This window comes from Actinomadura sp. NTSP31 (genome assembly GCF_041951385.1).
GTDB classification, from domain to species: Bacteria; Actinomycetota; Actinomycetes; order Streptosporangiales; family Streptosporangiaceae; genus Spirillospora; species Spirillospora napierensis.
In genome coordinates this window covers 62,123-86,609 of the sequence record NZ_JBGNUT010000029.1, presented here as the reverse complement: position 1 = coordinate 86,609, position 24,487 = coordinate 62,123, and the positions used below count along the sequence as shown (strand labels likewise).

Below are 24,487 nucleotides of genomic sequence, written 5' to 3'. Positions count from 1 at the left end.
AAAGACCGCCCCGGGATGGAGGTGATGCGGGTGACGGAAGCCGCGACGGGGTCGACCGTCCCACGGAGGCAGCTCGGACGCTATCTCCGCGAACTTCGGACAAACGCACGCTTTACCGTGCAAGCCGCCGCAACGGCGCTGGAATGGTCCGAGGCGAAGATGTGGAGGATCGAGACCGGGCAGACGTCTCTGAGGTCCCACGACGTCGAGACCATGTGCCGCGTGTACGGGGCGCCCGACGACATGAAGACGGCCCTGATGGGTCTCGCCAAGGAGACCAAGGGCAAGGGCTGGTGGCACGCCTACGGCGACGTCATCCCCGACGGCTTCGACCTCTTCATCGGCTTGGAGGAGGCGGCGCGCAGCCTTGAGGAGTACTCGCCCGAGCTGGTCCCGGGCTTGTTCCAGACCCCCGAATATGCTCGCGCGGTCATCACGAACAACACCCGTCTCCTGGACGAGGAGATCGACCGTCGGGTGCAGCTGCGAGTCCAGCGGCAGACGCTGGTCACCCGCTCCACGTCACCGCCCACCTTGAAGGCCGCCCTGAACGAGGCCGTTGTCCACCGGGTCGTCGGCGGTCCGACGGTCATGGCGGCCCAGCTCGACCGGCTCGCAGAGCTCAACGAACGTCCGAACGTCTCCATCCGTGTCGTGCCCTTCGCTGCAGGCGCGCATCGAGGACTCGACACTGGCCCGTTCATCCACATGCGGTTCGCTACTACGGGAGACGGACGCAACCACGAACCTCCCACCGTGTATGTGCAAGGCTTCACCGGAGCCCTGTACCTGGACAGAGCCCGCGAGATCGACCGCTACTCGGAAGGGTTCGCGGTCATCTGGGGCAACGCCCTCCCCCAAGAGGACAGTTCGGCGCTGTTCCGGCAGACAGCAAGGGAGATGAACGGACCATGAGTGCTGACTTCGCTGCGGCCAAGTGGCGCAAGAGCAGTCGCAGCAACTCCGAACAGGCGTGCGTGGAGGTGGCGCAGGTGCCGAACGCCATCGGTGTCCGAGACAGCAAGAACCCCAACGGCGGCCACATCACCCTCGACCGCGCCGTGTTCACCAACCTTCTCAACCTTCTGAAGGCTGGCGACCTAGACCTCTGACCGCGCTCTGACGGTCCCGCCGGCGTGACATCCCGTCGGGACCGTCACGTACTTTGCCGTATCGAAGCTCCATTCGGTCATCTCCCACCGTTGGAAAGGGCCAGGAAAATTCTGTAGCCTGGCACCAGAATCCACAGGTCCGATCAACTATATATACGACAAGCCAGTTCAAAGGAAAAGATTGGCCATGCTTGCGATCATTCAGTGTGACCAGGAATTCGAGGCCACACTTTGGAAGCATCGAGATTTTGTAGATAGGTCTCTAGAATACGTGCTAGCGAAGCCGAAACGCTTGTGGAAGGGGCGTAAGGTGGGCTTACTAGCAATTGAATCCAAGGGGGTGAAGAAAATTGAATTCATGTGCGAGTGTATCTCTGGGGCAGGGGTTGGCGACTTTGATCGGCGAGTAATTGTTAGGCGAATTACACCCATCGCGCCCGTAAGTTTGCATGAGATTGTTAAGCTGCTTGGTCGGGGCTTCGATAGCCTAGTTCAACACGATGGACAACTAGGAAAAAAGGAGTCTATGGCCTTTATAGAAGTTTTGCTGGAGCTGCATCCGAAGTTGCGCGCAACTTACGAAGAGCTTTCCAGGAGTGACGACCCTCTCGTTCTCGATACGCCTCGTAGGGAACTGCTGGCATGGGAGCGTGACGCTGTTGGAGTCGTCTTCGATATGGCTGGCTTTGATCGGGGAGTGCTTGCCGAATGGCGAGTTGATCGATCTGTGCGTCCAGTGCCTTTCCTTGAGGGGATACCTCAGCGACCCAGATCGGAGGAGAGGCTGGTCGAACACGATGCGGCACGATTCCTTGATTGGTCGGCGAGCGGGTCCACCCGTGAGGCTTGGCGGGTATTTGAGTCCAATGAACAGACTCTCTTTGTGACTAATGTTGGAGGCGAGGGGCTGGAAAATGGACTGGGGATGGACCTGATCTACTATCATGAAAATCGAGATAGCTTTGTTTTTGTGCAATACAAGAAAATGAAACGGTCGGACGGGGATTGGTGTTATTACCCAGATTCCGATAGTAATGTCGACGACGAGTTGGCGCGCATGAGGAGAGTAGATGAATCTTGCGACGAAGTAAAAGAAGGTGGATTTCGCCTTTCGGTCGCGCCATCGTACATAAAGCTATGTCAGGCGAGAGGGGAGATGGCGCAGGGCGCGGAGCTGATACAAGGGATGTACCTTGCTCGATCGCAATTTGAAGAATTGAGATCGAGTGACGCGATTCTGGGGCCGCGTGGAGGAGTTCGCTTTGGGTATAGAACGGTACCTCAATATTTGTCAAATACGATGTTTTGTGATCTTGTGCGGGGCGGCTTCATTGGTAGTCGAGGAAAGGGGAGTGAGTTTCTTCGACGGTGCGTCCAAGAGATTTTGGAGTACGGTCACTCAGTCACCTTGGGTGTGCTCGTCGGCGATAACCTTCGGCAGGCTCAGCGGACTAGTAGAAGGAAGAGTCGACGCGCTGGTCCTGTCTTGTAGGTCGACAGGTGTGCGTTGGAGGTCATCTTCGGACCTTGTTGAGGAGGGGGCGCGTGGTGCCGATCCAGTTGGGGCGGTGGTAGGTCTCTACGCCGATGGCTGGGTGGCAGGTGGAGCAGCGGGCGGCGATCATTTGGCCGTTGCCGATGGCGAGGCCGACGTGGCCTGGTGTGGTGGTGGAGGTGCCGGGGCCGGAGTTGAAGAAGACCAGGTCGCCGGGTTGGGTCGCGGTCTTGGGGATGCGGACGCCGAAGGGCCATTGGGCGAAGGTGGTGCGTGGGATGGTGAGGCCGGCGGCGGCGTAGGCGGCTTGGACGAGGCTGGAGCAGTCCCAGGCGTTGGGGCCGGCAGCGCCGAAGACGTAGGGCTTGCCGCGCTGGGCCATGGCGAAGGCGATGATCTTTGCCATGGTGGCGTTGGGTGCGGTGACGGCGGCCGCCTCTGCGCACTCGGCTGGTAATGAGGCGTTCGTGGGGGTGGTGGGTGTGGTCTTGTACTTGCGGGCGCGGTTGAGGACATTGTCGACGTAGGTATTGCTGTGGTTGTAGGCGAACAGGGCGGCGCGCATCTTGGGCGGTGCGCCGTTGTGGCGCAGGTAGTTGGCGGCTGCGGGGATCGCGTCTGCCGGGTCGTAGCGGTTCTTCTTACCGTCGTGGTTGCCGTCAACGCCGTAGCCGGCCCAGGTGGCGGATAGGAACTGCATGGGGCCTCCCGCGCGCGCATGGTTTTCGCCGGAGTGGATGCCGGGTGCTGTGGAGCTTCCGTGGTCGGACTCGATGGATCCGACGGCGGCGAGGATCTCCCAGGGGATGCCGTAGTCGGCTGCGGCTTTGCGGTAGAGGGTGAGGTAGGTGGCGGGGATTCCGGCGACCGGCGGGCCGTTGACCTGTGTTTCGCATGTGTCGGGTTGGGGCGTGGAGCCGGTGACGGCGCCGATGAGGACGACCACCAGGACGACGAGGGCGACCAGGAGCGCGACTATCGGCAACCGGCGTCCTCCGCGCTGTCTGTACGGGGTTCGGGCGCGTGCGGCGGCGTGGCCGCCAGTTCGGCCAGGCGGCGGCGGGGGCCGTCCCGTCCTGCCGGTAGCCACACGGGTCCGGCGGGGCCGCCACCGGGATCATTGGCGGGTGTGTGGACGGCGGTGGCGACGGGGAACGGTGGCGTCCCGAGGAGCGCCTGGAGGTGGGTCTCGCGGCGGGCGCTGGGGAGCCAGAACAGGACGGGTGTGGTGATGCCGGTTGCTTCGGAGAGGGCGTCGTAGCCGTTGAGCTTGGCGGCGACCTTGGCGAGAGTGACACTGCCGGTGTCGTGTTCGAGGAAGAAGTCGACCGTTGCCGGCCCCTGGCCGTTGGTCGTGGTCTCGGTCCAGCGGCCGTAGGCGTCGGGGCGGGCGAGGTCTCCCCATAGTCGGATGCAGCGGCGTTCGGACCACCACTTGTCGAGGTGGGCGTCGGGTGTGCGGCGGCTGTGGGCGTGGAGCTGGGTGAAGAACTCGTTGACGCCGACCTGGTGGGCGAGGTGGCGGGAGTGGCTGATCTGCAGGGCGGTGGTGCGGCGGTAGCCGAGCGCGGCGAAGGTGGTGTCGCGATGGGCGGCCAGAACCTGCGCGCCGAGCGGACCGAGGACCCAGTGGTACGGCGCGGCCCCGACCGGAACCCAGGGCTGGAAGCGTTCAAGGGCTTTGAGGCGGAACAGTTGCAGGAGGCGGTCGCGGGCCTTGCCGGGTGTGGTGAAGAAGATCGCGGCTATCTGGTGGGTGGTGAGGACGCGGTGTTCCCAGATCAGTTCGAGGATGGCGTGGTCGCGGCCGGTGAGGCGGTTGCGGAGTTCGAGGAAGAGTTCGGGTGTCGCGCGTGAGGACGTGTTGGGCATTCGGCGGTGGCGGATGGTCTTGGTCACTGCGGGCGGCCCTCCTCGGTCGGAATCTCGGCGCGCGGATCGGCTGACAGGCGGGTGTTCTTGTCGCTGGTGGATTTGGTCGTGGTCACGCGGGGTGTGAAGCGTTGGCGTGAGGCGGCGCGGATGTGGTCGGCGCGGCCGGGGATCGGGTCGCTGAGTGGGCGGGTGCGGAAGGTGAAGGCCCCGGTGGGTTGGCCGGCGGTGACGAGGCGTCCGGTGGCTTGGTAGGCGCCGAGGTGGGCGAGGTCGTGTGCGGACAGAACGGGGCCGACGTGGCGGGCGAGGTCGGTGGCGTCTTCGGGTGAGGCGGCGAAGTAGATCTTGTTGCGGGCGTCGGCGGAGACGGCGTCGCGCAGGTCTTTGGGCAGTTGGGACAGGTGCTGGTGGGCCAGGACGAGGGAGAGGCGGTAGCCGCGGGCCTCGGCGAGGATGTCGGAGACCGAGCCGGGCAGGTTGAGGAAGTTGTGGCACTCGTCGATGTAGGCGGCCGAGTCCGGACGCTGCTCCTCGGGTAGGTCGGCGCGGCGGGTGATGCCCTGCCAGGTGTGAGCGAGCAGGAGTGAGCCCATGAGGCGGGCGGCGTCCTCGCCGAGCACGCCTTTGGGGAGGCGGGCCAGGACGAGGCCGCTGTCGTCGAGGTGGCGGGCCAGGTCGACGGTCGAGCCGGTTGCCGACAGCGCTTGGTGGACGAACGGGCGCAGCAGGACGGCGCGGAGTTTGTTCATCACAGGGCCGATCGCGGCTGCGCGTCCGGCGGGTGACAGTTCGTCGTAGCCGGCCCAGAACCCTTGGAGGAGGTCGTCGGAGAGGCGGCCGACGACGCGGGCGCGGAAGGCGGTGTCAGTGAGAAGCTGCGGGATTTGGGCGAGGGTGGCGCGGGGGCCGTGGGCGTGCATGAGGCTCAGGCAGGCCGAGCGGAGCAGGTCGTCCAGTCGTGGGCCCCATGAGGAGCGGAAGCAGCGATGGAAGATCGAGACGACCGAGTCGACGGCGAATGCCGGGTCGGGACCGGACAGGATGCCGACCGAGGGCGGCGGTGCCGGGCCGGACGGGTCGAACACCACCGTCCGGCCCGCCATGCGGGCGGGCAGCCGGTCGAGGACGTCCGCGATGAGGTCGCCTTTGGGGTCGATGACCAGCGCGCCTCGGCCGTCGCGGGCGTCGGCCAGGACCAGCGAGGCGAGCAGGGTTGATTTGCCGACGCCGGTCTGTCCCAGGACGTGGACGTGTTGGCGGGCTCCGATGACGGGTAGCGCGACGGGGCGCGGGTGGCCCGCGTCGGCATCGCCCAGCACGCGGCCGGGCCCGTGTGCGGTGTCGGAGCCGGTGGGGACGTCGGGTGACGGTGCGACGGGGCGGGCGCCCGCGCGGGTGATGGCGGGTGCGTCCGCGTCCAAGGGGAGGTGCGCGAGTGCCGCCAGTTCGTCCGCGCCGAGGAAATACCCCCGGCCGAGCCGCCGCGAGTCCAGGACCGTAGTGGGATTGCGCAGCTTACGGCGGCGAAGGTGCTGGTGCCCGGAGGCGTACAGCGCGGCGACGGATGCGAGAGCGTGGGCTCGTCCGGGTAGCCACTTGTCCGCGCGGGGCGTCTGGTCGGTGCTGACGGCGTATCGGATGTCGACTTCGAACCGCGGTTGCGTCGCCTTGGCCAGGACCGCGCGGATCTGCTCGGCGCGCTCGGGATGCGTAGTGGCAATACGGGACGGGCGGTCGGCGACGTTGGTGTGTGCACCGGGTGTGAGCAGGTCGAAGAAGAAGCCTCGGGATGAAGTCGAGGCCCCGCCCTTGAGCCTTGTGGCGACGTGGTGCGCTCGTGCGAGACGCCGGCCGGTGACCGGACGGGCGAGGATCTGGACGGCGGCGTACTGGCCGTCTTTGAGCCCGGAGACCGCGCCGAGCAGGGAACGAATCGGGTCTGTCCGGTGATCGGTCTTCAGCGGAAAGGAGTCCTCCCGCGACAGCACCAGCCGCCCTCCAGTCGTCGGTGTGAGCAGCGGGATGGGAGGCTGCGCCGGTCGGGTCGTGGTGGTGGCGCCTGGCCAGGCGGCTCGGATGGTGTCTTCGACCATGCCGGGCGGTACCGCGTTGGGAACCCAGACCTGGAAGCGGACGCCGGCGGCGCTGGCGACGTATTCGAAGGCCAGATGCGGTTGGCCGAAGAGCCAGCGTCTCCACGCGGGGGCGAGCAGGCCGGTCTGGTGGGCCCACCAGGCGGGCGCGCTGGCCGGATCGACCTGTGGCGGTACCGACACCGTCACCAGCCGGGCGTCGCAGGCGAACCGGCGGGCCCGGGCTCTGCGCACAAGTTCGCGTCCCCCTGTGAACAGCACGGCTGCCGCGCCTGTCATGACGGCGAGGGCGGGTGCATAGTGGCCGAGGACGGTGGGGATGTGCCCGACCTGGTCGAAGATGTGCGTCCATTCCGGTACGTCGTTTGAGGAGGTCACAGCGGGTCGTCCTCTCCGTCCTCGCGGTCGAGCAACTCGGCCGGGTTCGTTGTGATGACCTTGTGTTCTTCGGATGAGGAGATGGCGCCGAAAGCTGCCCTATCGCCGGCGTTGCCACCACATAAGAGGCCCTCTCCGCGCTCGGCCGACAGCAGGAACGCGCGTTCGCCCTCGGAGAGGCCGAACGCGTCACCGACGGCGGTGATGGCCTGGGGTGCCTGGCGGAGCAGGATCTGGGTCGCGGAGTTGGCGACGACGGCGCGCCCGAGGTCGGAGGCGAGCAGGTCGGCGGCGTCCTGGGTGACGACGGTCAGCCCGGCCCAGTGCTTGCGAGCGGACTTGGCGAGCCGGTAGAGGAAGCGGGCGCCTTCGGCTTCCTTCATCAGCATCCACGCCTCGTCCACGATGACGAGGCGGGGTCGCCGGTCGGCCGGGTTGGCGACCTTGCGCCAGATCGTGTCCAGCGCCAGCAGCACCCCGACGGATTTGACCTCTTCGGGGAGGGCCCGCAGCGAGAACACCACCAGATGCCCGTCCGGACGGGTCGTCGTCGCCTGCGCGAACAGCTCCTTGTAGGACCCGGCGACGTAGGGGTTGAGACGGTCGGCGATCTCTACGCCTTCGGGATGGGAGCTGATCGACAGCTGTTCCACCAGGTCGGCCAGCAACGGCGCCGGACGCGTCCAGGTCGCCGGGTCGAAGGTGATGCCCTTGGCTGCGTAGGCGGCCAGCACGGCGCGGTCAAGCGCAGGCCGGGCGGACGATTTCAGCGGCTCGCCGAGCATGGCGGCCACGAGCGTCTGAGTGAACAGCGCTCGCCGGATCAAGGTGTCGTCGCCCTGGTCGATGGGCAGATCGAACGGGTTGAAGGCGACCCCTGAGGCGCCGAGAGCGAGGTGGGTGCCGCCAGTGGTCTCGGCCAGTGCACGATACTCGTCTTCGGGGTCGATCACCGACACCTCGACCCCGTGATAGAGCAGGCGGAGCGCTTCGAGTTTGGTGAAGTAGCTTTTGCCCGCGCCCGAACGGGCCAGGACGACGGAGTTGTGGTTGTCCTGGGAGAACCGGTCCCAAACCACCACGCCGGAGCTGGCGACGTTGACGCCATAGAGAACACCGGTGGACCCGGCGGGGGCGTTGAGGTCGGGTGAGGCGAACGGGAACGAGGCCGCCAACGCTTCGGTGTCGAAGGTGCGGCGCTGCCGGATGGTGTCGACTCCGAGCGGCAGGGTGGTCGTCCAGCCCTGCAACGCCCGGAAGGTCGTGGGTTGGGCATCGAGCAGCAGCGACCCGGCCAGCGCCCGCACCTGCTGAACCTCGCCTTCCAATTCGGCGGCGTCCAGGGCGTGGACGGTCAGGTAGAGCCCGACACGGAAGAGACGGCCGTGACCGCGGGCCAGCGAGGATGCCAGCTCGGCGGCGTCGTCGGCGGCGGCCTCGACGTTGAAGTCGGCCAACCGTCCGGCCTCGGCGTTCGCGCGGGCGCTGGACTCCAGCCGCGCCAGCTGTCGCCGGAGTCGTTGCGCGGCGATCAGCGGCGGGATCGGCTCGATGTGCAGCGAGACGTCGAGACGTCCGGGGTAGGTGAGCAGCGGCTCCAGCCAGCCTGCGCCGACCTCGCGCGGATACCCGGTGACCCCGAACGATGCGCAGCACCCGTCCGGAAGGTCGAGGGACGAGGCGTTGATCCGCAGTGCGGACGGCGCCAGGAGGTCGCCCAGGTCAGCGGGCCCCGCCTCGCCGGGGCCCGGGGGAGAAGCCAGGGAGGCGCCGGCTATCCGCGAGAAGACCGCGCGGGCCAGAGAAGGGCGGGTCATCGGATCTCCACGCGGGCGTTCTTGTGGCCGCCAGCGCGGACGGTCGCGGTGAGGACGTGGGCGAAGTTCTCGCGGTCGAGACTGCTCAGCGCGGAGGCGGGGAACCGGCCGCCGGTCGCCAGGGCGATGGCGATCAGCAGGACGGCGGCCTCGCCGGACGAGCAAGCCAGCCGCCCGGAATTGAAGGCAGTGGCGGCGGCTGTCCACCGCACCCACGCCAAGACGGGCTTGATGCTGTCCGCTGGAGCGGAGTGGATGAAGTGTTCGCGGAAGTCCTCGCGGGTGAACCAGAAACGGTGCGCGATCAGCAGATCTACCGCGGCGACTTCGCCGCAGAACCCCTGCGCGGCCGCGCGGAGCCCGGCGGCCAAGTCGGTTAGGTCTTCGGGCTGGGGACGGCGGTGGAATTGCGTCACGGCTGGAGCTCCTCGGTCGTGTGGTCGCCGGTGATGGGCTGATCGAGGTCGGCGGATGGCGCAGGGCGCGCCTCGCTGGGTGAGAACGCCTCGGAGAGCACACGGACGCATTCGTCGGCGTCCAGGGCGTCGGCGCTGATTCCGAAGCCGGTCAAGGCCCGGACGGTGTCGATGGCGCGGCGCGCGACGATTGCGGCGCTCGTCTCGCGGGCTCGGCCTCGGCGTCCGGCACCGGATGTTCCGGGAAGGGGCTGCTCGCGCAGCACGATCAGCACCTCGCGCATCAGCAGGTTCCGGGAGGCGCCCAGTTCATCGAGGAAGGCGGCGTGGCCCTCAGCCGCTTGCCGCAAAGCGGGATGCGGCAGGTCAGGAGCGGCTTCGGCTACCCGTTCGGTGAGTTCAGACAGATCGACGGGGCGCGCCTGGACGACGATCTGCACCGGGGACTCCAGTGAGTTCAACCACCGTCCGAAGAACCCGACCAGCGCCGCCTGTTCGGCCGCGGTGCGCAACCCGAGCGACATGGTCCCTGCCCGGACGAGGACGGCGGTCGCGCCGCCGTCCAGCTCCATCACGCCGTCTTGACGGATCGCGCGAACCGGGAACCGCAGCGGGCCCGGAAGCCTGCCGTGCACCCGGCACCACGCCGGAGGCGCCGATACCTCCTCGGGCGCGGCGACCAGCGTCCGGCGACGCCGGAGGTGATCAAGGGCGGTGAGCGCGAAACGGTCCAAGCCCATGCCGTTGCGGCGGCCGAGCGCGAGCGAACACCCGGCCGTCACCAGCGGGAAGCACAGACCGGCGGCGACCGGGACCGGCAGGACGGGCGCGGTGGCCGTGAAGACCGACACCGCTATCAGGGCGGTCGCACCGAGAATGGCGACCTGACGGCCGGTGAGCCCATACATGATCTTGTCGGGTTGCTCGACGTCGGCAGGGATGCGGGCCGACAACGGCTCGTAGTCGTCGTTCAACGGCTCCTCCTGCCGTAGCGGCTTCGTCGCGGTGGATCGAGCCGCACGAAACGGCGCGGCGCCGGACGGCGCGGGTTCTCAGCGCGCCGATAGGGCCGGGTGGGCAATGGTGTCGGGATGCGCGGGTGTGGTCGGGTAGGGCCGTCCTGCGGGGCCGGGCGGCGTGCTGTCCGGGCCCGTGGGGCGGCGCGGTGATCAGGACGCGGCGACCTACCGGTATGCGTGCGTCCGGCCGCGAACGGCCCGTTGCGGGGCCTGGTGCCTGACGTGGGGTCGGATGCGGAGCGGGGACGGTGCCTGCGATCGGGACCGCGTCGTTCGTGGGGGCGCGCGCCGTGCGCGCCACCGCGATCGGGTTGCGAGCCGGGCCCGCCGCTCGGACTGTTGGGGCCGCCGCCGTGGGGACCCCCGTGCGGGCCGCCGTGGGGACCACGGTTCCGATGCCCTCCACCACCAGGGCCAGGGCGGCCGGCCCTGGCACCGCCCGCAGCGGCATGCGGGGTCTTCGTGCCCCGCAGCACTCGTCCGGCCGCGTTGTTGACGGCGCCGAACACCTTGTAGACCAGCAGAGTCCTGACGAGTCGCTGGAGCGTCCTCGGCTGCGCGGACTGCCAGACCGTCCGGGCGACCCAGCGGGGTATGCGGATCAGCATGTACAGCAGCGCGATGACCAGCAGTAGGTCGATCAGTTCGGCCTGCTCGGTCGGAACCCCGAAGAAGGGATGGTTGTTGTCGCTGTGCTGGGACAACAGCAGCCGCATCGCCGTGATGAACACGAACGACTGGCAGACCTGGATCGCCAGCATGCCGGAGATTCCTCGCCACCACAGCCGCGCCAGACCGTCCGTCAGCGACAGGGCGTGGAACATCAGCGCGACGGGGGCCAGTCCGATGAGGACCATGATGATGGCCAGGCGCATCACGTACCCGAACAGCAGGACAGCCGCGAGGATCACCGTGATCAGGGAGACGATGGTGTAGAAGGCGCCGCCGGTGTTGATGGACGCTTCGATGCCCTCGGCGAGTACCCGTCCGGCCTGGTCGGGGTCGATCTTGTCGGTGCCGTTCATCAAGATGGCGGTGGCGAGACCGTTGGCGAACTGGATGCCGTAGCCGATCCAGATGAGGCTGGTGTTCATCGCGATGAACGCGGTCACCAGACGCACCGCGGTCTGGCCCGGTGAGCTTTCGCCCGCGACGGTCTGTCCGGCCATCAGCATCACGCCGGCGAGGATCACCAGCAGCACGAAGCAGGTGTCGGCGATCGCCAGCGCGGTGCCCCAGATCTGCTCGGCCTGCCTCATCGGCGCCGACCCGATCTCGGGTGTGGAGAACTGCGTCGCCGCCAGGGTCCCCATCACCGGTTTGAGAGCGCCGCTGGCCAAGGCTTGGAACCAGCCCGTGATGGCCTGCTTGGCCTTGCAGCCGACATCGATCCAGCCGCATTCGTCCTTGCCGTCGCCGGTCGAGGCTCCGTCGCCGGTGTCGGTGCCGCTCGGTGAAGTGGACGGCGTCTCGATGGACGGCGCTGCGGTCGGTGAGCCCGAAGGCGATGAGGACGGGGCGACGCTCGGCGCCGGAGACGGCGACGGCTGGGGCGGAGACGCAGCCGTATCAGCGTGCCCGGCTGAGCTCAGCAGGCAGGCACCTGCCACCAGGACGACACCGATCACGGCAGCCCTGCGCGGACCCTTCCTCAAGGAAGCGCGCATGGTCAGGACCCGACGATGTACTGCAGGAGCTGAACCAGCACCGGCGCCAGCGCCGCGATCCCGTACCCGATCGCGGCATTGCGCAGCGTCCGCTTTCCCGCCTCGGCCTCGCCGGGGTCGCCCCCGGCCAGCAGGTAGCGGACACCGCCGATCGTGGCGAACAGCGTGGCCAGCGCGACCAGCAGACCGACGATGACATTGCGCAGGTTGCCGATCACCTGCTCAAGGCGAGCATTTCCGGCCAGCACGACCGGACCGGCACCGGCTTGGGCAGCCGAGGTCAGCGTGACCGCCACCACCACGGTGGACAGCACCAGACCCACGCAGCCGACAAGGACGGCGGCGGCCAGCCGCACCTTGCCCACACGGGGCCGGCGGAACGAAAGAAGAACGGACGACGGGCGGACGCTCAACTGGGAGCCCTCCAGACACGAGCACGATGCGGCGACGAGACGCGCGGACAGCGAACGGCTGTTGATGGAGAGAGGACCGCGGGGCGAAGACGGGGCCGGGCCTTACGGGTGTCCTCCTTCGAAGGCACTCGGCGGATGGTCGGACGGCGGGGACCGGGTGAACATCCGGCCCGGCCTCGTCCTCGCCCCTGCGGTTCCTCTCAACAAGGAAGGGACCCCTCAGACCCCGGTTGTGGACATCAGGTACTCGATGTCGTCTCGAAGGCCCTCGTCGCGCATCGCCTCGACGAGCCGCAGCTCGGCACGGCGGCGGCGCTTCATCAGCGCGGTGTAGGACGTTCCCAGGCGTTCGGCCAGCTCCGCCGGGGGCACCTTCTCCAGCCGAGTCACCGCGATGATCTCGGCGTCCTGCGCCGTGATGACGCCCTGGCGCACCGCCGAGTCCAGCAGCATCTCCGGGTGCCCGCCGGTGGAGGCGGCCGACGGGTCCAGTTCGGCCATGGTGTACGGGTCGACCGGCACCGTCCGCACCTTCGGCCGGTAGGCGCGCACGACAGTCTGGGCCGACTGCGACACGAGCCGCTGTGCGACCTTCGGCCGGTTCAAATCCACGCGCAGCAGCGCGTGGTAGAACGCCGTCACCAGGTCCCCGGCGACCCGCGCGGTACCGACCTCGGGGTCGTAGTCCAGGTGGACGAGCCGGTCACGCACGACCGCCTTCAACCCCGGCAGTGCGACGCCCACGCACCCGATGATCCAGTCCGAGCCGTGGCGGCGGGCCTGCGTGACCAGGTCTCTCCACACGTGGTCGCGGGTGTCGAAGCATGTCGCCGGGTGCAGCAGGATCGCCCGCAGTTCCAGCAGATCGATCGGGCGCGCGGGCAGCCCGCGCCCGAGCGCGGCGCCGTCCACCGTCAGCGGCGCCGGCCCCTGCACCAGCGCGGCGAAGCTGCGCTCCGCGGCGGTGAGCGCGTGCGCGGTCTCCAGCGCGGTGCGGCGGTCGCACGGGCGGTCGGCGATGTCGGTGCGGCCGCGTGAGCGCGACGCCTTGCCCACGGCAGGGCCGCTGGTCGGTCGGACGGCGGCGGTGATGACGCTGGCGGTGTGCATGAAGACCCCCGAGTGGTCGGTTCCGAATCGGACACCGACATCTCCTCAGAGGCCATGAGCAGATCATGGACACTTTCCCAGCTCACAGCCTGTTCACCTCGGTGGGACACCGCACACCGGATCTGTCCACGGTCTGCTCAGAAACGCCGTGACCTGCGTGAACACGATGTGTTCAGGCATGAGCGCGCCGTCGACGGCTCGGGGCGGTCAAGCAACGGCAAACGAACAAGAGCCCGCTGACGTGCATGGACACCAGGCCAGCGCGTGGACGGGGAAAGGAAGATCAAAACCCTTCGCGGCCCTCTTGTGACACGCCTCCACCGGTCGAATCGCCCTCCTTGCTGCTCACCCGTTCGCGACCTGTTCACGCGCGGCGAATGTTCAGAGGGCGTTCCATCCCCGTCCGGCCATCCCCGTCCGAAACGCTCACGAGAGATCGCCCGCCGGATTGCGGGAGCACGGTTGTCGGTTCTCGTAGTCCTCTGCACTGATTCCCGAAGTCATGTGCGTACAGTTTGAAGGGCTGGCCTCCTGAGCGGAGGCCAGCCCTTCGTTTCGATCTTCAGGGGTGTCGCCCCTACCCGCACTGTTCGACGCGGGGTTGTCGTCAGCTTCGGGGTGACAGGGTCAGTCGGTCGAAGCGCTGGTCGAGCGCGACGAACTCGTCAGCGGTGTCGCGCAGTTCTCGGCTGGTGGCATGTTTCCAGAACACGACCCTGACCTTGAGGTGTCGTTTCTGCAGTGACCGGACTGTTGGCAGGTAGTCGCCGTCGCCAGCGGCCAAGACTGCGACGTCCGCGCGCTCTGGGTTCATGTGGATAAAGGAGTCCTCCATCATCGTTGTCACGATGTGGGAGTCGACCTGCTTCTCCTTATTGGAGGCGTTGCGGTCGAAGATGTCGACTTCGAAGCCCTCGTTGCGGGCGCGGTCCCATACCGAGTCGTTCGGGGGTGGCCTTGAGCCCACCAGAAGCGAGCGCCCGATGTTCGAGCCGAGCGGGCACATGATCTCGTAGAGGCGGCCGAAGTCATACGCCCACGGCGCGCTGATCTTCCGGGCCATGGCGTCATATGGATCGCGAGCCAGGCCCCGGTGCACGGCTTGTATCCGCTGGCCCTCGATCCAGACGTTCGAGTTGTCGACGTAGGCGAAGAGGACACCTTGCGCGGCCGGAACGGTAGCCTGCCCGCTGCGGCGTTGAACGATCCGCGACAGTTCGGTGGGAGACGGCTGCGGCTGCTTTGTGTCGGTCACTGGCTGATGTCCTCTCCATATGAGAGTGCGGAATCTTCGGGTTGCGATTGAGTGGCCGGGAGCGTCAGAGCTGGATCGTCTCTGCGGGCGAGGACAGGCGGCTCTGGATGAGAAGACTCAAGCGCCGGCGGCCGGCGTCACCGCTGAACCCGGAGGCGACGGAGGAGACCCGCCAGAAGTCCGCGCCCGACCGGATCGCCCGCTGGCCGTCGTTGTCGACGGCTTCGCCTTCCAGTGTGGGCAGGTCGATCATCACGTCCGCGTACAGGTTCGGTTGTCCGAGTCCTCCGCCGGTGCTGCGCACCACTTCGATGACCTGCGGAAGCACGCGGTGCAGAGCGACGGCTCCGCTGCCCTTTTGCAGGACGAAATCGGTGGGCTCTTCGAACGGCTCGGGCATGACCTGGCGGATGCCGGTCCAGTAGGCGTTGATGACCGCGGCGATCTTGTCGGCTTCCGCACGCTTGAACAGCGGCATGTCCAGGACGGGCTTAAGGGAACGGGCGAACTGCGGCTTGGGGATGGTCACCCCGTCGCCGCGGGTCTTGCGCCGGTTGGCCTCCTGGAACCTGCCCTTCCAGGGGCCTTCGAGCTTCTCCAGTTCATCCACGACCGCATAGGCACGCGTCACCCAGTCCCGGTCCTCGGCCGCGAGCATCTCCCTGAGCTCAGGGTCGTCCTCGGCCATCTTGGTCAGCAGTTCCCAGGCCAGGTCGGTCTTGACCGGGGCGGCGTTGGTGTTGACCTCGAAGAATTCCCTCATCTCCTCGCCCTGGTCCAGGCCGAGGGTGAGGCTGATCGGTACCGGGAAGTCCCCGTAGACGTCCTGCTGCTCGTCGAGAAGTTGGTTGAGGCCTCCGGCGCGATGCTGGCCATCGTAGATCCACAGTTCCAGGTCCTCGGCGAAGGCGATACGGCCTGTGCCGATCCAGTTCCCTCCCCTGCGGAGGGCCCTCTCGTAGCCGGCATGGTCGGCATCCACCACGATGGCGACCCGCTGTTCGTCCATGTCCTTCTTGCGGACGTTGATGAGCAGGGGGTTAGGCATCCGTCCCTGCTTCTCGTCGTAGTACCGGGCGGCCTTACGCACCCTGGTAGTGACCGGTGCCCGCTGGTACCCCTCACGGCTGTCGGGGCTGAAGATGTCGATCTGCTGATGCTCCGACACGGTGGCGGCATCGGCGAACGCCTGGAGCATCTGGGTTCCCCTCTGCACGCACAGCGCCCCAGAAATCTCAATCTTCCTCTGAACGCTCATGACCTCTCCCTCGCTCGAAGAATCAGATCTGAAATTTAGATCTGCGATGCAGATCTGTCAAGCAGATCTGCGTATCAGATCTGCGAACGTGACTGAGCGCTGCGTCCACGTCGGCTGGGGAATGCCGTGGTGGTCGTGCAGGTCGCGGGACGGTCGGCTGGGCGGGGTCCCGGCATCGACGGGCTGCCACGGCATAGAGGTCAGCAGCGGGCCGAGGGTGCCCCGCGCGGTGATCACTCCTGTTTCGGTTTGCTGCATGGCGATCGCGGCGGCCTGGAACGTCGCCTTTTGTTGTCCCTGTCGAGCGCCTCAAAGGGGCCCAAGACGCTGAGCCCGGCCGTGGCGGGAGTCTCGGCGGCCTCCCGGATCGTGTGGAGGACGCTTGTGAACGCTGGCGCGCTTTCGACGGCGACATGCTGACCTCATAGAGCAGTGTCCGGAGCAGCCGGAACCAGACCCCCGCGTGAACAGACCGGCGCGGCAGGGCGACTCGGCACGTGGGTGCGCCGATCCAGCTCAACGGTCTCCGGCCGCGCGGGCTCGGGCGGCATCAGCCAGGGTCGCGTCGCGGCACGACGTTGTCCTCGACCACCGGCCGCATCCGCGCCGTGGCGAGCCGCCGTCGTCGCCACCGGATCCAGATGGGCCATCCGACGCTCCAGCGTCCCCCGCGACGGCGCCACACGGCCACGGATCCGACACTGCCGGACGACCGCGTAGACCGCGCTCACCGTCTGCCGCTGCCGAGTCAGATACCGGGACCGGATTGCCTCGGCCAGCAGCGCCTCACCCTCCTCCGGAGTTCGGCCACGGCCCCGACCGCCACTCGACCGCCGCGGAAGCAGATCAGACGCCACCCCCGAACCCGCCCGCCACCGCTTCAGCAGCCCATACACCTGGCGGCGCGAGATCCCCAGCTCAGCCCGTTGTCCAAGGTTCGCATGCGACGGGTCTCTTACTTGGTGACAGGGGACCGGGTGACCATCACGGGTCACCCAGCATGACCAACACCGACCAGCCCAAGCCGACACCGGCGATCCGCGCGCGCCAGCTCCTGCCGCTGACCGTCTGGCTCTGCCCCGACGACACCACCGACCAGCCCTTGCGCGGCGACGGCCAGCACTGCCAGGGGCCGGCGCATCGCGCCGCACAAGTCCGCACCTGCGACCGGCACCGCGCCAGCATCAGCACCGCGCTGGCCCGCCACCTCATCACCACCGCCACCCAGGAGGGGGACGTGGTCGTCGAGACGTTCACCGCCAACGCCGCAACCCTCCACGCCGCCGCGGACCTCGACCGGCGGGCCATCGCCTGCGTCCCGCACTTCCCGCTCGCCCGCTACATCGGCACACAACTCCGCGCGGCAGTGCCGACCGACCACCTCGGCCGCGTGAAGATGCGGCCCTGCCGAGCCGACCAGATGCACCGCGGCATCGCCGACCACCTCGGCCAGGTCTCCCTGGTGATCGCGGCACCGCCGACGCCCGGCGCCACCACGGACGAGACCGGGACAAGAGCCATTCGGTCCCGTGGCGGGTGCCCGGCCTGCCTGTCCGACGTGCTGGCCAACAGCGCCTTCCAGACCCGTTCGTTCCTGCCCGCCGCGTTCCGCCTGCTGCGGCCGGGCGGACATCTGGCGGTCGTCACCACCGCCCGTCATCACCGGGGACGTCTCGTCGACCCGGCACCGCCGATCATCCAGCAGGCCCGCACCGCCGGGTTCCGCTACAGCCAGCACGTCATCGCCGTCCGTGTCCCCGTCGAAGGCGACATCCTCCTCGTCCAAGCCGGCCCCGGCGACCTCGGTCAGCTCCGTGACATCCGCTCCCGAGCCCTGCCTCCGGCGGCCCGTGTCCACGCCGACGTCTGCCTGCTGACTCGACCCGGTAACGACCAGGGAGGCGCCCGATGAACACGAACATGAACACCGGCATGAACATGAACACGGACGTGAACAGCCGCGTGTTCACCTCTGTGCTACTCACCGGCCAGCAGCCCTCACGCCTCCAGCGCAAGGGGCGTTACACGCCCGAGTCGATGGCGCACCCGGCCAAGATGCTCCCTGCGATCGCGGCTCGGGTCATCGCCACCTACACCGAGCCCGGTGACCTGGTTGTCGACCCGATGTGCGGCATCGGCACCACCCTGGTCGAAGCCGTCCACCAGGGACGCGATGCCACCGGCATGGAGTACGAGGCGCGCTTCGCGCAGATGGCCGCCGGCAACCTCCGCCATGCCCGCGCCCAGGGAGCGACCGGCACCGGGCAGGTCGTCCACGGCGACGCCCGCAACATCGCCACCGCTCTCGCCGAGCGGACGGACACTGCCGCGCTCGTGGTGACCTCCCCTCCCTACGGGGCGACCACCCATGGGCAGGTGCGAACCGATCGAGACAACGGAGGCGGAAAGATCGACAAGTCCCACAACCGCTACTCCACCGACCGCCGCAACCTCGCCCACCGCCCGACCGCCGAACTCGTCACCGGGTTCGGACAGATCCTCACCGGATGTGCGGCCCTGCTGCGCCCCGGCGGAGTCATCGCGGTCACCGTCCGCCCCTTCCGCGTCGCCGGCGAACTCGTCGACCTGCCGGGCCAGGTCATCACCACCGCCGAAGACAACGGCCTGATCCTGGCCGACCGGTTCGCCGCCCTGCTGTGCGGACTCCGCGACGGACGGATCGTCACCCGCGCCTCGTTCTTCCAGATGATCGAATCCCGCCGTCTCCGCGACAACGGCATCCCAGCCTTGGCCACGGCCCACGAGGACCTGCTGGTGTTCCAGGCCCGAACCCGGACGGCGGCTTCACCGAACGAGGTAGCTGGGCTTGATCTTCACGGTGAAGGTGTGCCGTCGTACCCGAACCGGCCGACCGCCTACCCCACCGTCACCACCACCCGGCGACGAGGGCACCGGTGAGCGGTCCGGGCAAGCGCACCCGAGAAGCGGGTGAGGCCCCCGAGTTGGTCTGGCGGATGCTCATTGCCCCTCCGCCGGTCCAGAAGCAACTCACTCGGGCCCAGGCACTGGCGATCAAGGAGGTACTGCAATGGCGGACCAGACACACAGCCCGATCCCGCTCGACGTCTTCACCCGAGGAACCCATAGCAGCCGATCCGCAGGACTGACCGGACCCGGCGGAGGATTTCGGCTGGACGGTCCGCTCAAGGTCGCGTTCGCGGGCCGGACCTCGACCGAAGACAAGCAGGACCCGACACTGTCGCTTCCGCGTCAACTCGCCAACAGCCAGACCGCCCTGCACACATCCCTTCCGGGACGCGCGGTGATCGTCGCGCACTTCTACGACATCGAGTCCGGACGCAAGGACCTCGCCGCCCGCGGGTTCGGACGCGGGCACGAGCGGTTCAACATTCCGGTTCCGCGCGACGGCGGCATTCAAGACCTGCTGTCGGAAGCGGCCCAGGCCGATCGGCGGTTTGACGCGGTGATCTGCGAGTCGGTCGACCGGATCGCACGGCGAACCTACGTCGGCACCCAGATCGAGAACACCCTGGAGAAGGTCGGCATCCCGCTGTGGGCGTCCGACGAACCGATCACCCTGAACGGGAAACGCTCCTCCCAGGTGCTCACGCGTCGGGTGAAGCAGGGCGTGGCCGAGTGGTACGTCCTGGAGATGCTGGAGAAAGCCTGGGGCGGGTTCGAAGTCCACACCGAGCAAGGCTTCAACGTCGGACGGCCTCCGTACGGATATCTGGCGCACAAGGTCCCTCACCCGGTCGCCCCCCGCCGCGAGCAGGGAGCCACCAAGCACGTCCTGGCTCCCGACCCGGTGCGCGGCCCGGTAGTGCAGACCATTTTCGAGATCCGTGTCACTGAGCGTCACGGCTATCAGGCCATCGCCGACCGGCTCAACTGCGATCTGGATCGGTACCCGCCGCCGGTCGCCACCGCCAAGCACCGCAGTGTGGGCAAGTGGACCTACTCCTCGGTCCGGGAGGTGCTGACCAATCCCAAGTACACCGGCTACATGGTGTGGAACCGCAAGGCCACCACCTCGGCGGGAGGCCGCAACAATCCTCCCGAGGCGTGGATCTGGTCCAGCGCACCCACCCATCCCGACCTGGTGAGCGTCGAAACCTTCACTGACGCCCAGAAGGTCGCCCGTGACCGGGAGGGTTCACGCAGCCGCCCGGGGCCCAACACCGCGCACACCGCCACCCGTCGCTCCTACGCGCTCCGCTCCTACATGACCTGCGGACTGTGCGGGCGACGGATGTTCGGTAAGGAAAGCCGGGGCCGGACCTACTACATCTGCCGTCCCGCTCGTGCCTACCGCCCCGAAGGGCACCCGGCGAGCATCTGGGTCCGTGAGGAACCCCTCATGGCGGGCCTGACCGAGTTCTTCAACCGTGAGGTCTTCGGACCCCACCGCCGTGAACGCCTGCGCACCCTGCTCGCCCGGCTCGATGACACCCATCTCCACGAACACCGGGAACACCTGGTGACGGTCGAGCGACAGATCGCGGAGCTGAAGCGCCGCAAGGAACGCGTCCTCGACTCTTTGGAGGCCGCCGACGAACCCACGCCCGTCTTCGTCAACTCCATCAACGAACGCACCACACGCATCGGCGCGGACCTGGAGGCCAAACAGACCACGCTGCGCGAACTACGGGACGCGACTCCGGTGGCACCGTGTCCCGAGCTGCTGGACCACTGCCCGACCGGGACAGTCGATCTCGACCTGCTACCTGAGCCGACTCTGCGGCGCTTGTTGGACGCGTTCGCTGTCCAGATGCGTCATGACAAGCAGGGCAACCAGGTCGACGTCCAGGTCACGATCACGCCCGAAACGGCGGACACGCAACTACGCGCCGCGAAAGCGGCGATCATGGGGGACGGCGGCGGACCGGATGATGATCTTGCAGCCATGCGCGTGGTACCCCCTACCGGATTCGAACCGGCGCTACCGCCTTGAAAGGGCGGCGTCCTAGGCCGCTAGACGAAGGGGGCCCGGTGTGGCGGAGAACATTGCCACTCGACCCGGTCAAGTGTAGAGGACATGGCGGGGCGGTGCGCAAACGGTTACCCCCGTTCGCGGGTGGGAGTGGCGGTCGAGGTAGGGGACGGGCTCCGGGACGGCCAGTCGGAGGGGAACGTCGAGGGGAACGGGGAGGACGGGGACACGGGCGGGGCGGTGGCCGGGGGCTGCGGCTCGACGGCGCGGTCGGGGTCGGGTTCCAGGTGGCGCTCGATCTTGGCGGAGGTGAGGCCGAGGCCGCCGAGCTGCAGGTCGTCCCAGCCCTGGAGGCGGTGGGAGGCCCGGTTGAAGTAGAGGACGGACAGCTCGATGGGGGTGGGCTGCTCGTGTTCCAGGCCGCGCAGGCCGGCGCCGCCGGTGGAGCCCTGGACGAACAGGCGGGTGCCGGTGGGCAGGAGCTTCGTCTGGCGGGCGTGCAGGTGGCCGGACAGGATCAACGGGGTCAGGCCGGAAAAGGCCTCGCCTTCGGCGGGGTCGTGGGTGAGGACGATGTCGGGCGTGGTGCCGGTTTTGCGGAGCCGGTCGGCGAGGACGTCGCCCTCCGCGCGGACCTGGTCGGAGCCGACGAAGTCGTCGCGGGTGCTCTTGTCGGGGGTGAAGCGGGGGTCGCCGACGCCGTAGACCCGCAGGCCCTGCACCTCGCGGGTCCGGTCGTCCAGGACGATGGCGTTCTTCTGCCGGGCGACGGCCTTCTGGGTGCTCGCCGAGTCGTGGTTGCCGCGGACGTAGACGTAGGGGATCTTCAGGCCGGAGATCGAGTCGGCGAACCTGTCCTCGGGCTTGCTGCCGTGGTCCATGAGGTCGCCGGTGTCGATGACGAAGTCGGCCTGGAACTGGGTGCTGACCGATTTGATCACGTTCCAGGCGGTCGGGTTGAGGTGGATGTCGGAGACGTGCAGGACGCGGATGGTGGACGGGTCCGGCTCGTAGGTGGGGAGGCTGGAGGTCGCCGCGTACAGCTTGGAGGCGTTGCCGACGAGGCGGGCGATCTGGGCGCGGTAGTGCGAGAAGCGGGTGAAGACGTTCTCGGCGTTGCCGACGACCTGCGGCGCGTTCGCGAGCAGGCCGGTGTAGCGGGGCTCGGCGACGGACTGCGGGTCGAAGGTCGTCCAGGCGACGAGGGCGACGGCGAGGACGCCGGCGGCGGAGAAGCCGAGGGAGGCGAGGGCGCGCCGCCACGAGCGGAACAGGAGCAGGGCGGCGGCGAACGCGAAGACCAGGGCGAGGACGGCGGCGCGGACGAGCAGGACGGTCACGCCGTGCCGGATCTGGTCCGCGATCTTGTCGGTGAGGCGGTCGAGCGCCGAGTCGTCCTCGATGAGCTGCTGCACCTGGTCGGGGCGGACGTCGGTGAGGTGGGCCTCGACCGAGACCGGGCCCGCGTGGGTGTCGAGGTGGACGGCGCCGAGCGGCGGGAGTTCGAGGGTGGTGCCGCCGTGCAGGGACGGATGCAGGACGAACTGGACGTTCGCGGGCCCGACGGGCGTGACGGTGCGTCCGCCGACGAGGAGGCCGACGTAGCCGCCGGCGAGGCCGATGACGAGGGTGAGCGCGACGCGCGCCCAGCGGCTGCGGGCCGCGCGGGCCCCGGCGGCGCCGGCCCGGCCCGCGCCGGTGCGGGCGCGGCGGGCGGCGGACGCGGCGCGGGGGAACCGGGCGGCGAGGGCGGTGAGCCGGGCGGACGCGGCAGGGGGAAGGCGGGCGGCGAGGGTGCGGAGCCGGGCGGCGAGATCGGTCGGCCGGGGAGGCAACGATCATCCTTCCGTCGAGCAGAATGGCAGTGTGATCGAGATGTCGCGGGAGGCGTTCGAGGAGCTGGTCGGGGAGGCCCTCGACACCATCCCGGCCGAGCTGACCGCGCACATGCGCAACGTCGTCATCGTGGTCGAGGATGACGCACCCGAGCGCGGCCTGCTGGGCCTTTACCAAGGCGTACCCCTCACCGAGCGCGGCGACTGGTACGGGGCCGTCCTGCCCGATCACATTTCGATCTATCGCCGGGAGATCCTCCGGATCTGCGACACCGAGGACGACGTCGTGGCGGAGGTGCGGATCACCGTGATTCACGAGATCGCGCATCATTTCGGGATCGATGACCGCCGGCTCCACGAGCTGGGGTATTGAGCCCGACCGGCAACGCGTTTCAATATTTGGGCACGGTAGGTCACATAACTGCCACGCAGCGTGAGTTAATAGGAGGGTCGTCCAACCCTGGACGAGCCGAACTGGAGCGCGCGTGGCGGGAAGGCAGACCGGCCGGCACCGGCGTCCGGCGGAGGAGCAGGCGACCTACCGCGAGGTGTTCGCGGTGGGTGAGTTCCGCGCCCTCTGGCTGGCGCAGGCGCTGTCGTTCGTCGGGGATCAGCTGGCGCAGGTGGCGCTGGCCGTGCTGGTGTACCACCGCACCAGCTCCGCGCTGCTGACCGCCGTCACCTACGCGCTGACGTACCTGCCGCCGATCGTGGGCGGGCCGGTGCTGTCCGGGCTGGCCGACCTGTTCCCGCGCCGCACGGTGATGATCGTCTGCGACGTGCTGCGGGCGTGCCTGGTCGCCCTGATGGCGCTGGTGGCGATGCCGTTCGCGGGGCTGTGCCTGCTCGTCTTCGCGACCGTGCTGCTGGGCACCCCGTTCACCGCCGCGCGCGCCGCCGTGCTGCCGGACGTCCTGGAGGGCGACCGGTACGTGGCGGGGTCGGCGATCAACAACATGACCCACCAGGGCGCGCAGATGCTCGGGTTCCTGGCCGGCGGCGCGGTCGTCGCGGTGGTCGGGGCCTACGAGGCGCTCGCCATCGACGCGCTGACGTTCGGCATGTCGGCGGTGATCCTGGTGGGCGGGCTGCGGCCGCGCGCCGCGCCGAAGCGCCGGGAGCGCGAGTCGCTCGGGCTGTGGCGCGGGACGCGGGACGGGGCGCGCCTGGTGTTCGGCGACCCGGTGCTGCGGTCGCTGGTGTCGTTCGCGTGGCTGTGCGCGTTCTACGTCGTCCCGGAGGGGCTCGCGGCCCCGTACGCGGCGACGTTCGACGACAGCGCGGTGACGGTCGGGGTGCTGATGTCGGCGATGCCGACCGGCATGGTGCTCGGGGCGTTCCTGTTCAGCCGGTTCGTCCGCCCGACGAACCGGCTGCGGCTGATGGGGTGGATGTCGATGGCCGCCTGCCTGCCGCTGGTCGGCGCGGGCGTGCATCCGCCGCTGTGGGGCGTGGTCGTCCTGTGGGCGATGGCCGGCATGGGCAGCGCGTACCAGCTCGCGGCCAACGCGGCGTTCGTCGCGGCCGTGCCGCCGGCCGGCCGGGGCCAGGCGTTCGGCCTCGCCCAGTCCGGCATCCTCGCCGGCCAGGGCATCGGCATCCTGGTCGGCGGCGCCGCGACGCAGGTCCTCGGCCCCGAGACGGTGGTGGCCCTCGCGGGCGTCATGGGGCTGTCGGTCGCCGCGATGCTGTCGCTGTCCTGGAACCAGGTCCGCGCCGGCGTCATCACCACCATGAACGACCGGGCCGGGCCCGTCGAGGTCCCCGCGTCCCGCGACGACGACCTGCCCGGCATCCGCCGCTCCGCCCCCGCGCCCTGACCGCCCCCG

20 protein-coding genes and 1 tRNA gene are annotated in these 24,487 nt (G+C 68.4%); 8 read left to right on the top strand and 13 right to left on the bottom strand.

What is annotated here, in order from left to right:
* Positions 1-30 precede the first annotated feature (30 nt).
* The 3 genes from ACA514_RS36755 (at position 31) to ACA514_RS36745 (ending at position 2,604) form a co-directional block, all read left to right on the top strand.
* Positions 31-915, top strand: a complete 885-nt coding sequence (locus ACA514_RS36755; RefSeq protein ID WP_375045894.1) for a helix-turn-helix domain-containing protein — start codon at positions 31-33, stop codon at positions 913-915.
* Positions 912-1,112, top strand: coding sequence for a DUF397 domain-containing protein (locus ACA514_RS36750; protein WP_375045893.1), 201 nt, complete (start codon positions 912-914; stop codon positions 1,110-1,112). The genes ACA514_RS36755 and ACA514_RS36750 overlap by 4 nt, the downstream gene beginning before the upstream one ends.
* A 187-nt stretch (positions 1,113-1,299) precedes the next feature.
* On the top strand, positions 1,300-2,604 hold the full coding sequence (locus ACA514_RS36745; protein WP_375045892.1) for a hypothetical protein: 1,305 nt from the start codon (positions 1,300-1,302) through the stop codon (positions 2,602-2,604).
* 22 nt (positions 2,605-2,626) lie between these two features.
* Here ACA514_RS36745 and ACA514_RS36740 read toward each other — a convergent pair whose 3' ends face one another.
* The 11 genes from ACA514_RS36740 to ACA514_RS36690 all read right to left on the bottom strand — a co-directional run bounded on the left by ACA514_RS36740 (position 2,627) and on the right by ACA514_RS36690 (position 15,908).
* Positions 2,627-3,592: an NlpC/P60 family protein gene (locus tag ACA514_RS36740; protein ID WP_375045891.1), complete on the bottom strand. Its 966-nt coding sequence runs from the start codon at positions 3,590-3,592 to the stop codon at positions 2,627-2,629.
* Positions 3,583-4,506: a replication-relaxation family protein gene (locus tag ACA514_RS36735; protein ID WP_375045890.1), complete on the bottom strand. Its 924-nt coding sequence runs from the start codon at positions 4,504-4,506 to the stop codon at positions 3,583-3,585. The genes ACA514_RS36740 and ACA514_RS36735 overlap by 10 nt, the downstream gene beginning before the upstream one ends.
* Positions 4,503-6,953, bottom strand: coding sequence for a helicase HerA domain-containing protein (locus ACA514_RS36730; protein WP_375045889.1), 2,451 nt, complete (start codon positions 6,951-6,953; stop codon positions 4,503-4,505). The genes ACA514_RS36735 and ACA514_RS36730 overlap by 4 nt, the downstream gene beginning before the upstream one ends.
* Positions 6,950-8,770 (bottom strand): VirB4 family type IV secretion system protein, encoded by a 1,821-nt coding sequence (locus ACA514_RS36725; protein WP_375045888.1) that lies wholly within the window; start codon positions 8,768-8,770, stop codon positions 6,950-6,952. The genes ACA514_RS36730 and ACA514_RS36725 overlap by 4 nt, the downstream gene beginning before the upstream one ends.
* On the bottom strand, positions 8,767-9,186 hold the full coding sequence (locus ACA514_RS36720) for a hypothetical protein (RefSeq protein WP_375045887.1): 420 nt from the start codon (positions 9,184-9,186) through the stop codon (positions 8,767-8,769). Before ACA514_RS36720 ends, ACA514_RS36725 begins: the two co-directional genes overlap by 4 nt.
* Positions 9,183-10,160, bottom strand: coding sequence for a PrgI family protein (locus tag ACA514_RS36715; protein ID WP_375045886.1), 978 nt, complete (start codon positions 10,158-10,160; stop codon positions 9,183-9,185). The genes ACA514_RS36720 and ACA514_RS36715 overlap by 4 nt, the downstream gene beginning before the upstream one ends.
* Positions 10,157-11,833, bottom strand: coding sequence for a hypothetical protein (locus tag ACA514_RS36710; RefSeq protein ID WP_375045885.1), 1,677 nt, complete (start codon positions 11,831-11,833; stop codon positions 10,157-10,159). Before ACA514_RS36710 ends, ACA514_RS36715 begins: the two co-directional genes overlap by 4 nt.
* 41 nt (positions 11,834-11,874) lie before the next feature.
* Positions 11,875-12,237, bottom strand: a complete 363-nt coding sequence (locus tag ACA514_RS36705; protein WP_375045884.1) for a pilin — start codon at positions 12,235-12,237, stop codon at positions 11,875-11,877.
* A gap of 267 nt (positions 12,238-12,504) precedes the next feature.
* Positions 12,505-13,395: a hypothetical protein gene (locus ACA514_RS36700; RefSeq protein WP_375045883.1), complete on the bottom strand. Its 891-nt coding sequence runs from the start codon at positions 13,393-13,395 to the stop codon at positions 12,505-12,507.
* 607 nt (positions 13,396-14,002) lie between these two features.
* Positions 14,003-14,650: an NYN domain-containing protein gene (locus ACA514_RS36695; protein ID WP_375045882.1), complete on the bottom strand. Its 648-nt coding sequence runs from the start codon at positions 14,648-14,650 to the stop codon at positions 14,003-14,005.
* 64 nt (positions 14,651-14,714) lie between these two features.
* Positions 14,715-15,908 (bottom strand): DGQHR domain-containing protein, encoded by a 1,194-nt coding sequence (locus ACA514_RS36690; RefSeq protein ID WP_375045881.1) that lies wholly within the window; start codon positions 15,906-15,908, stop codon positions 14,715-14,717.
* A 1,000-nt stretch (positions 15,909-16,908) separates the two neighbouring features.
* Between ACA514_RS36690 and ACA514_RS36685 the strand changes: the two genes are divergently transcribed.
* From ACA514_RS36685 to ACA514_RS36675, 3 genes are all read left to right on the top strand, one after another.
* Complete coding sequence (locus tag ACA514_RS36685; RefSeq protein ID WP_375045880.1) at positions 16,909-17,820, top strand: hypothetical protein; 912 nt, start codon at positions 16,909-16,911, stop codon at positions 17,818-17,820.
* Positions 17,817-18,827: a TRM11 family SAM-dependent methyltransferase gene (locus ACA514_RS36680; protein ID WP_375045879.1), complete on the top strand. Its 1,011-nt coding sequence runs from the start codon at positions 17,817-17,819 to the stop codon at positions 18,825-18,827. Before ACA514_RS36685 ends, ACA514_RS36680 begins: the two co-directional genes overlap by 4 nt.
* A 130-nt stretch (positions 18,828-18,957) precedes the next feature.
* Positions 18,958-20,844 (top strand): recombinase family protein, encoded by a 1,887-nt coding sequence (locus ACA514_RS36675; RefSeq protein ID WP_375045945.1) that lies wholly within the window; start codon positions 18,958-18,960, stop codon positions 20,842-20,844.
* Here the strand turns inward: ACA514_RS36675 and ACA514_RS36670 are convergent.
* A tRNA-Glu gene (locus tag ACA514_RS36670) sits at positions 20,804-20,879 on the bottom strand. The genes ACA514_RS36675 and ACA514_RS36670 overlap by 41 nt on opposite strands.
* A gap of 72 nt (positions 20,880-20,951) precedes the next feature.
* A complete protein-coding gene (locus ACA514_RS36665) occupies positions 20,952-22,658 on the bottom strand; it encodes a metallophosphoesterase (RefSeq protein WP_375045878.1) in 1,707 nt (568 codons plus the stop codon).
* Between the two features lie 31 nt (positions 22,659-22,689).
* On the opposite strand from ACA514_RS36665, the gene ACA514_RS36660 reads away from it, so the two are divergent.
* Positions 22,690-23,031, top strand: a complete 342-nt coding sequence (locus ACA514_RS36660; protein WP_344277575.1) for a metallopeptidase family protein — start codon at positions 22,690-22,692, stop codon at positions 23,029-23,031.
* 112 nt (positions 23,032-23,143) lie between these two features.
* On the top strand, positions 23,144-24,478 hold the full coding sequence (locus ACA514_RS36655) for an MFS transporter (RefSeq protein WP_375045877.1): 1,335 nt from the start codon (positions 23,144-23,146) through the stop codon (positions 24,476-24,478).
* Positions 24,479-24,487: the final 9 nt, after the last annotated feature.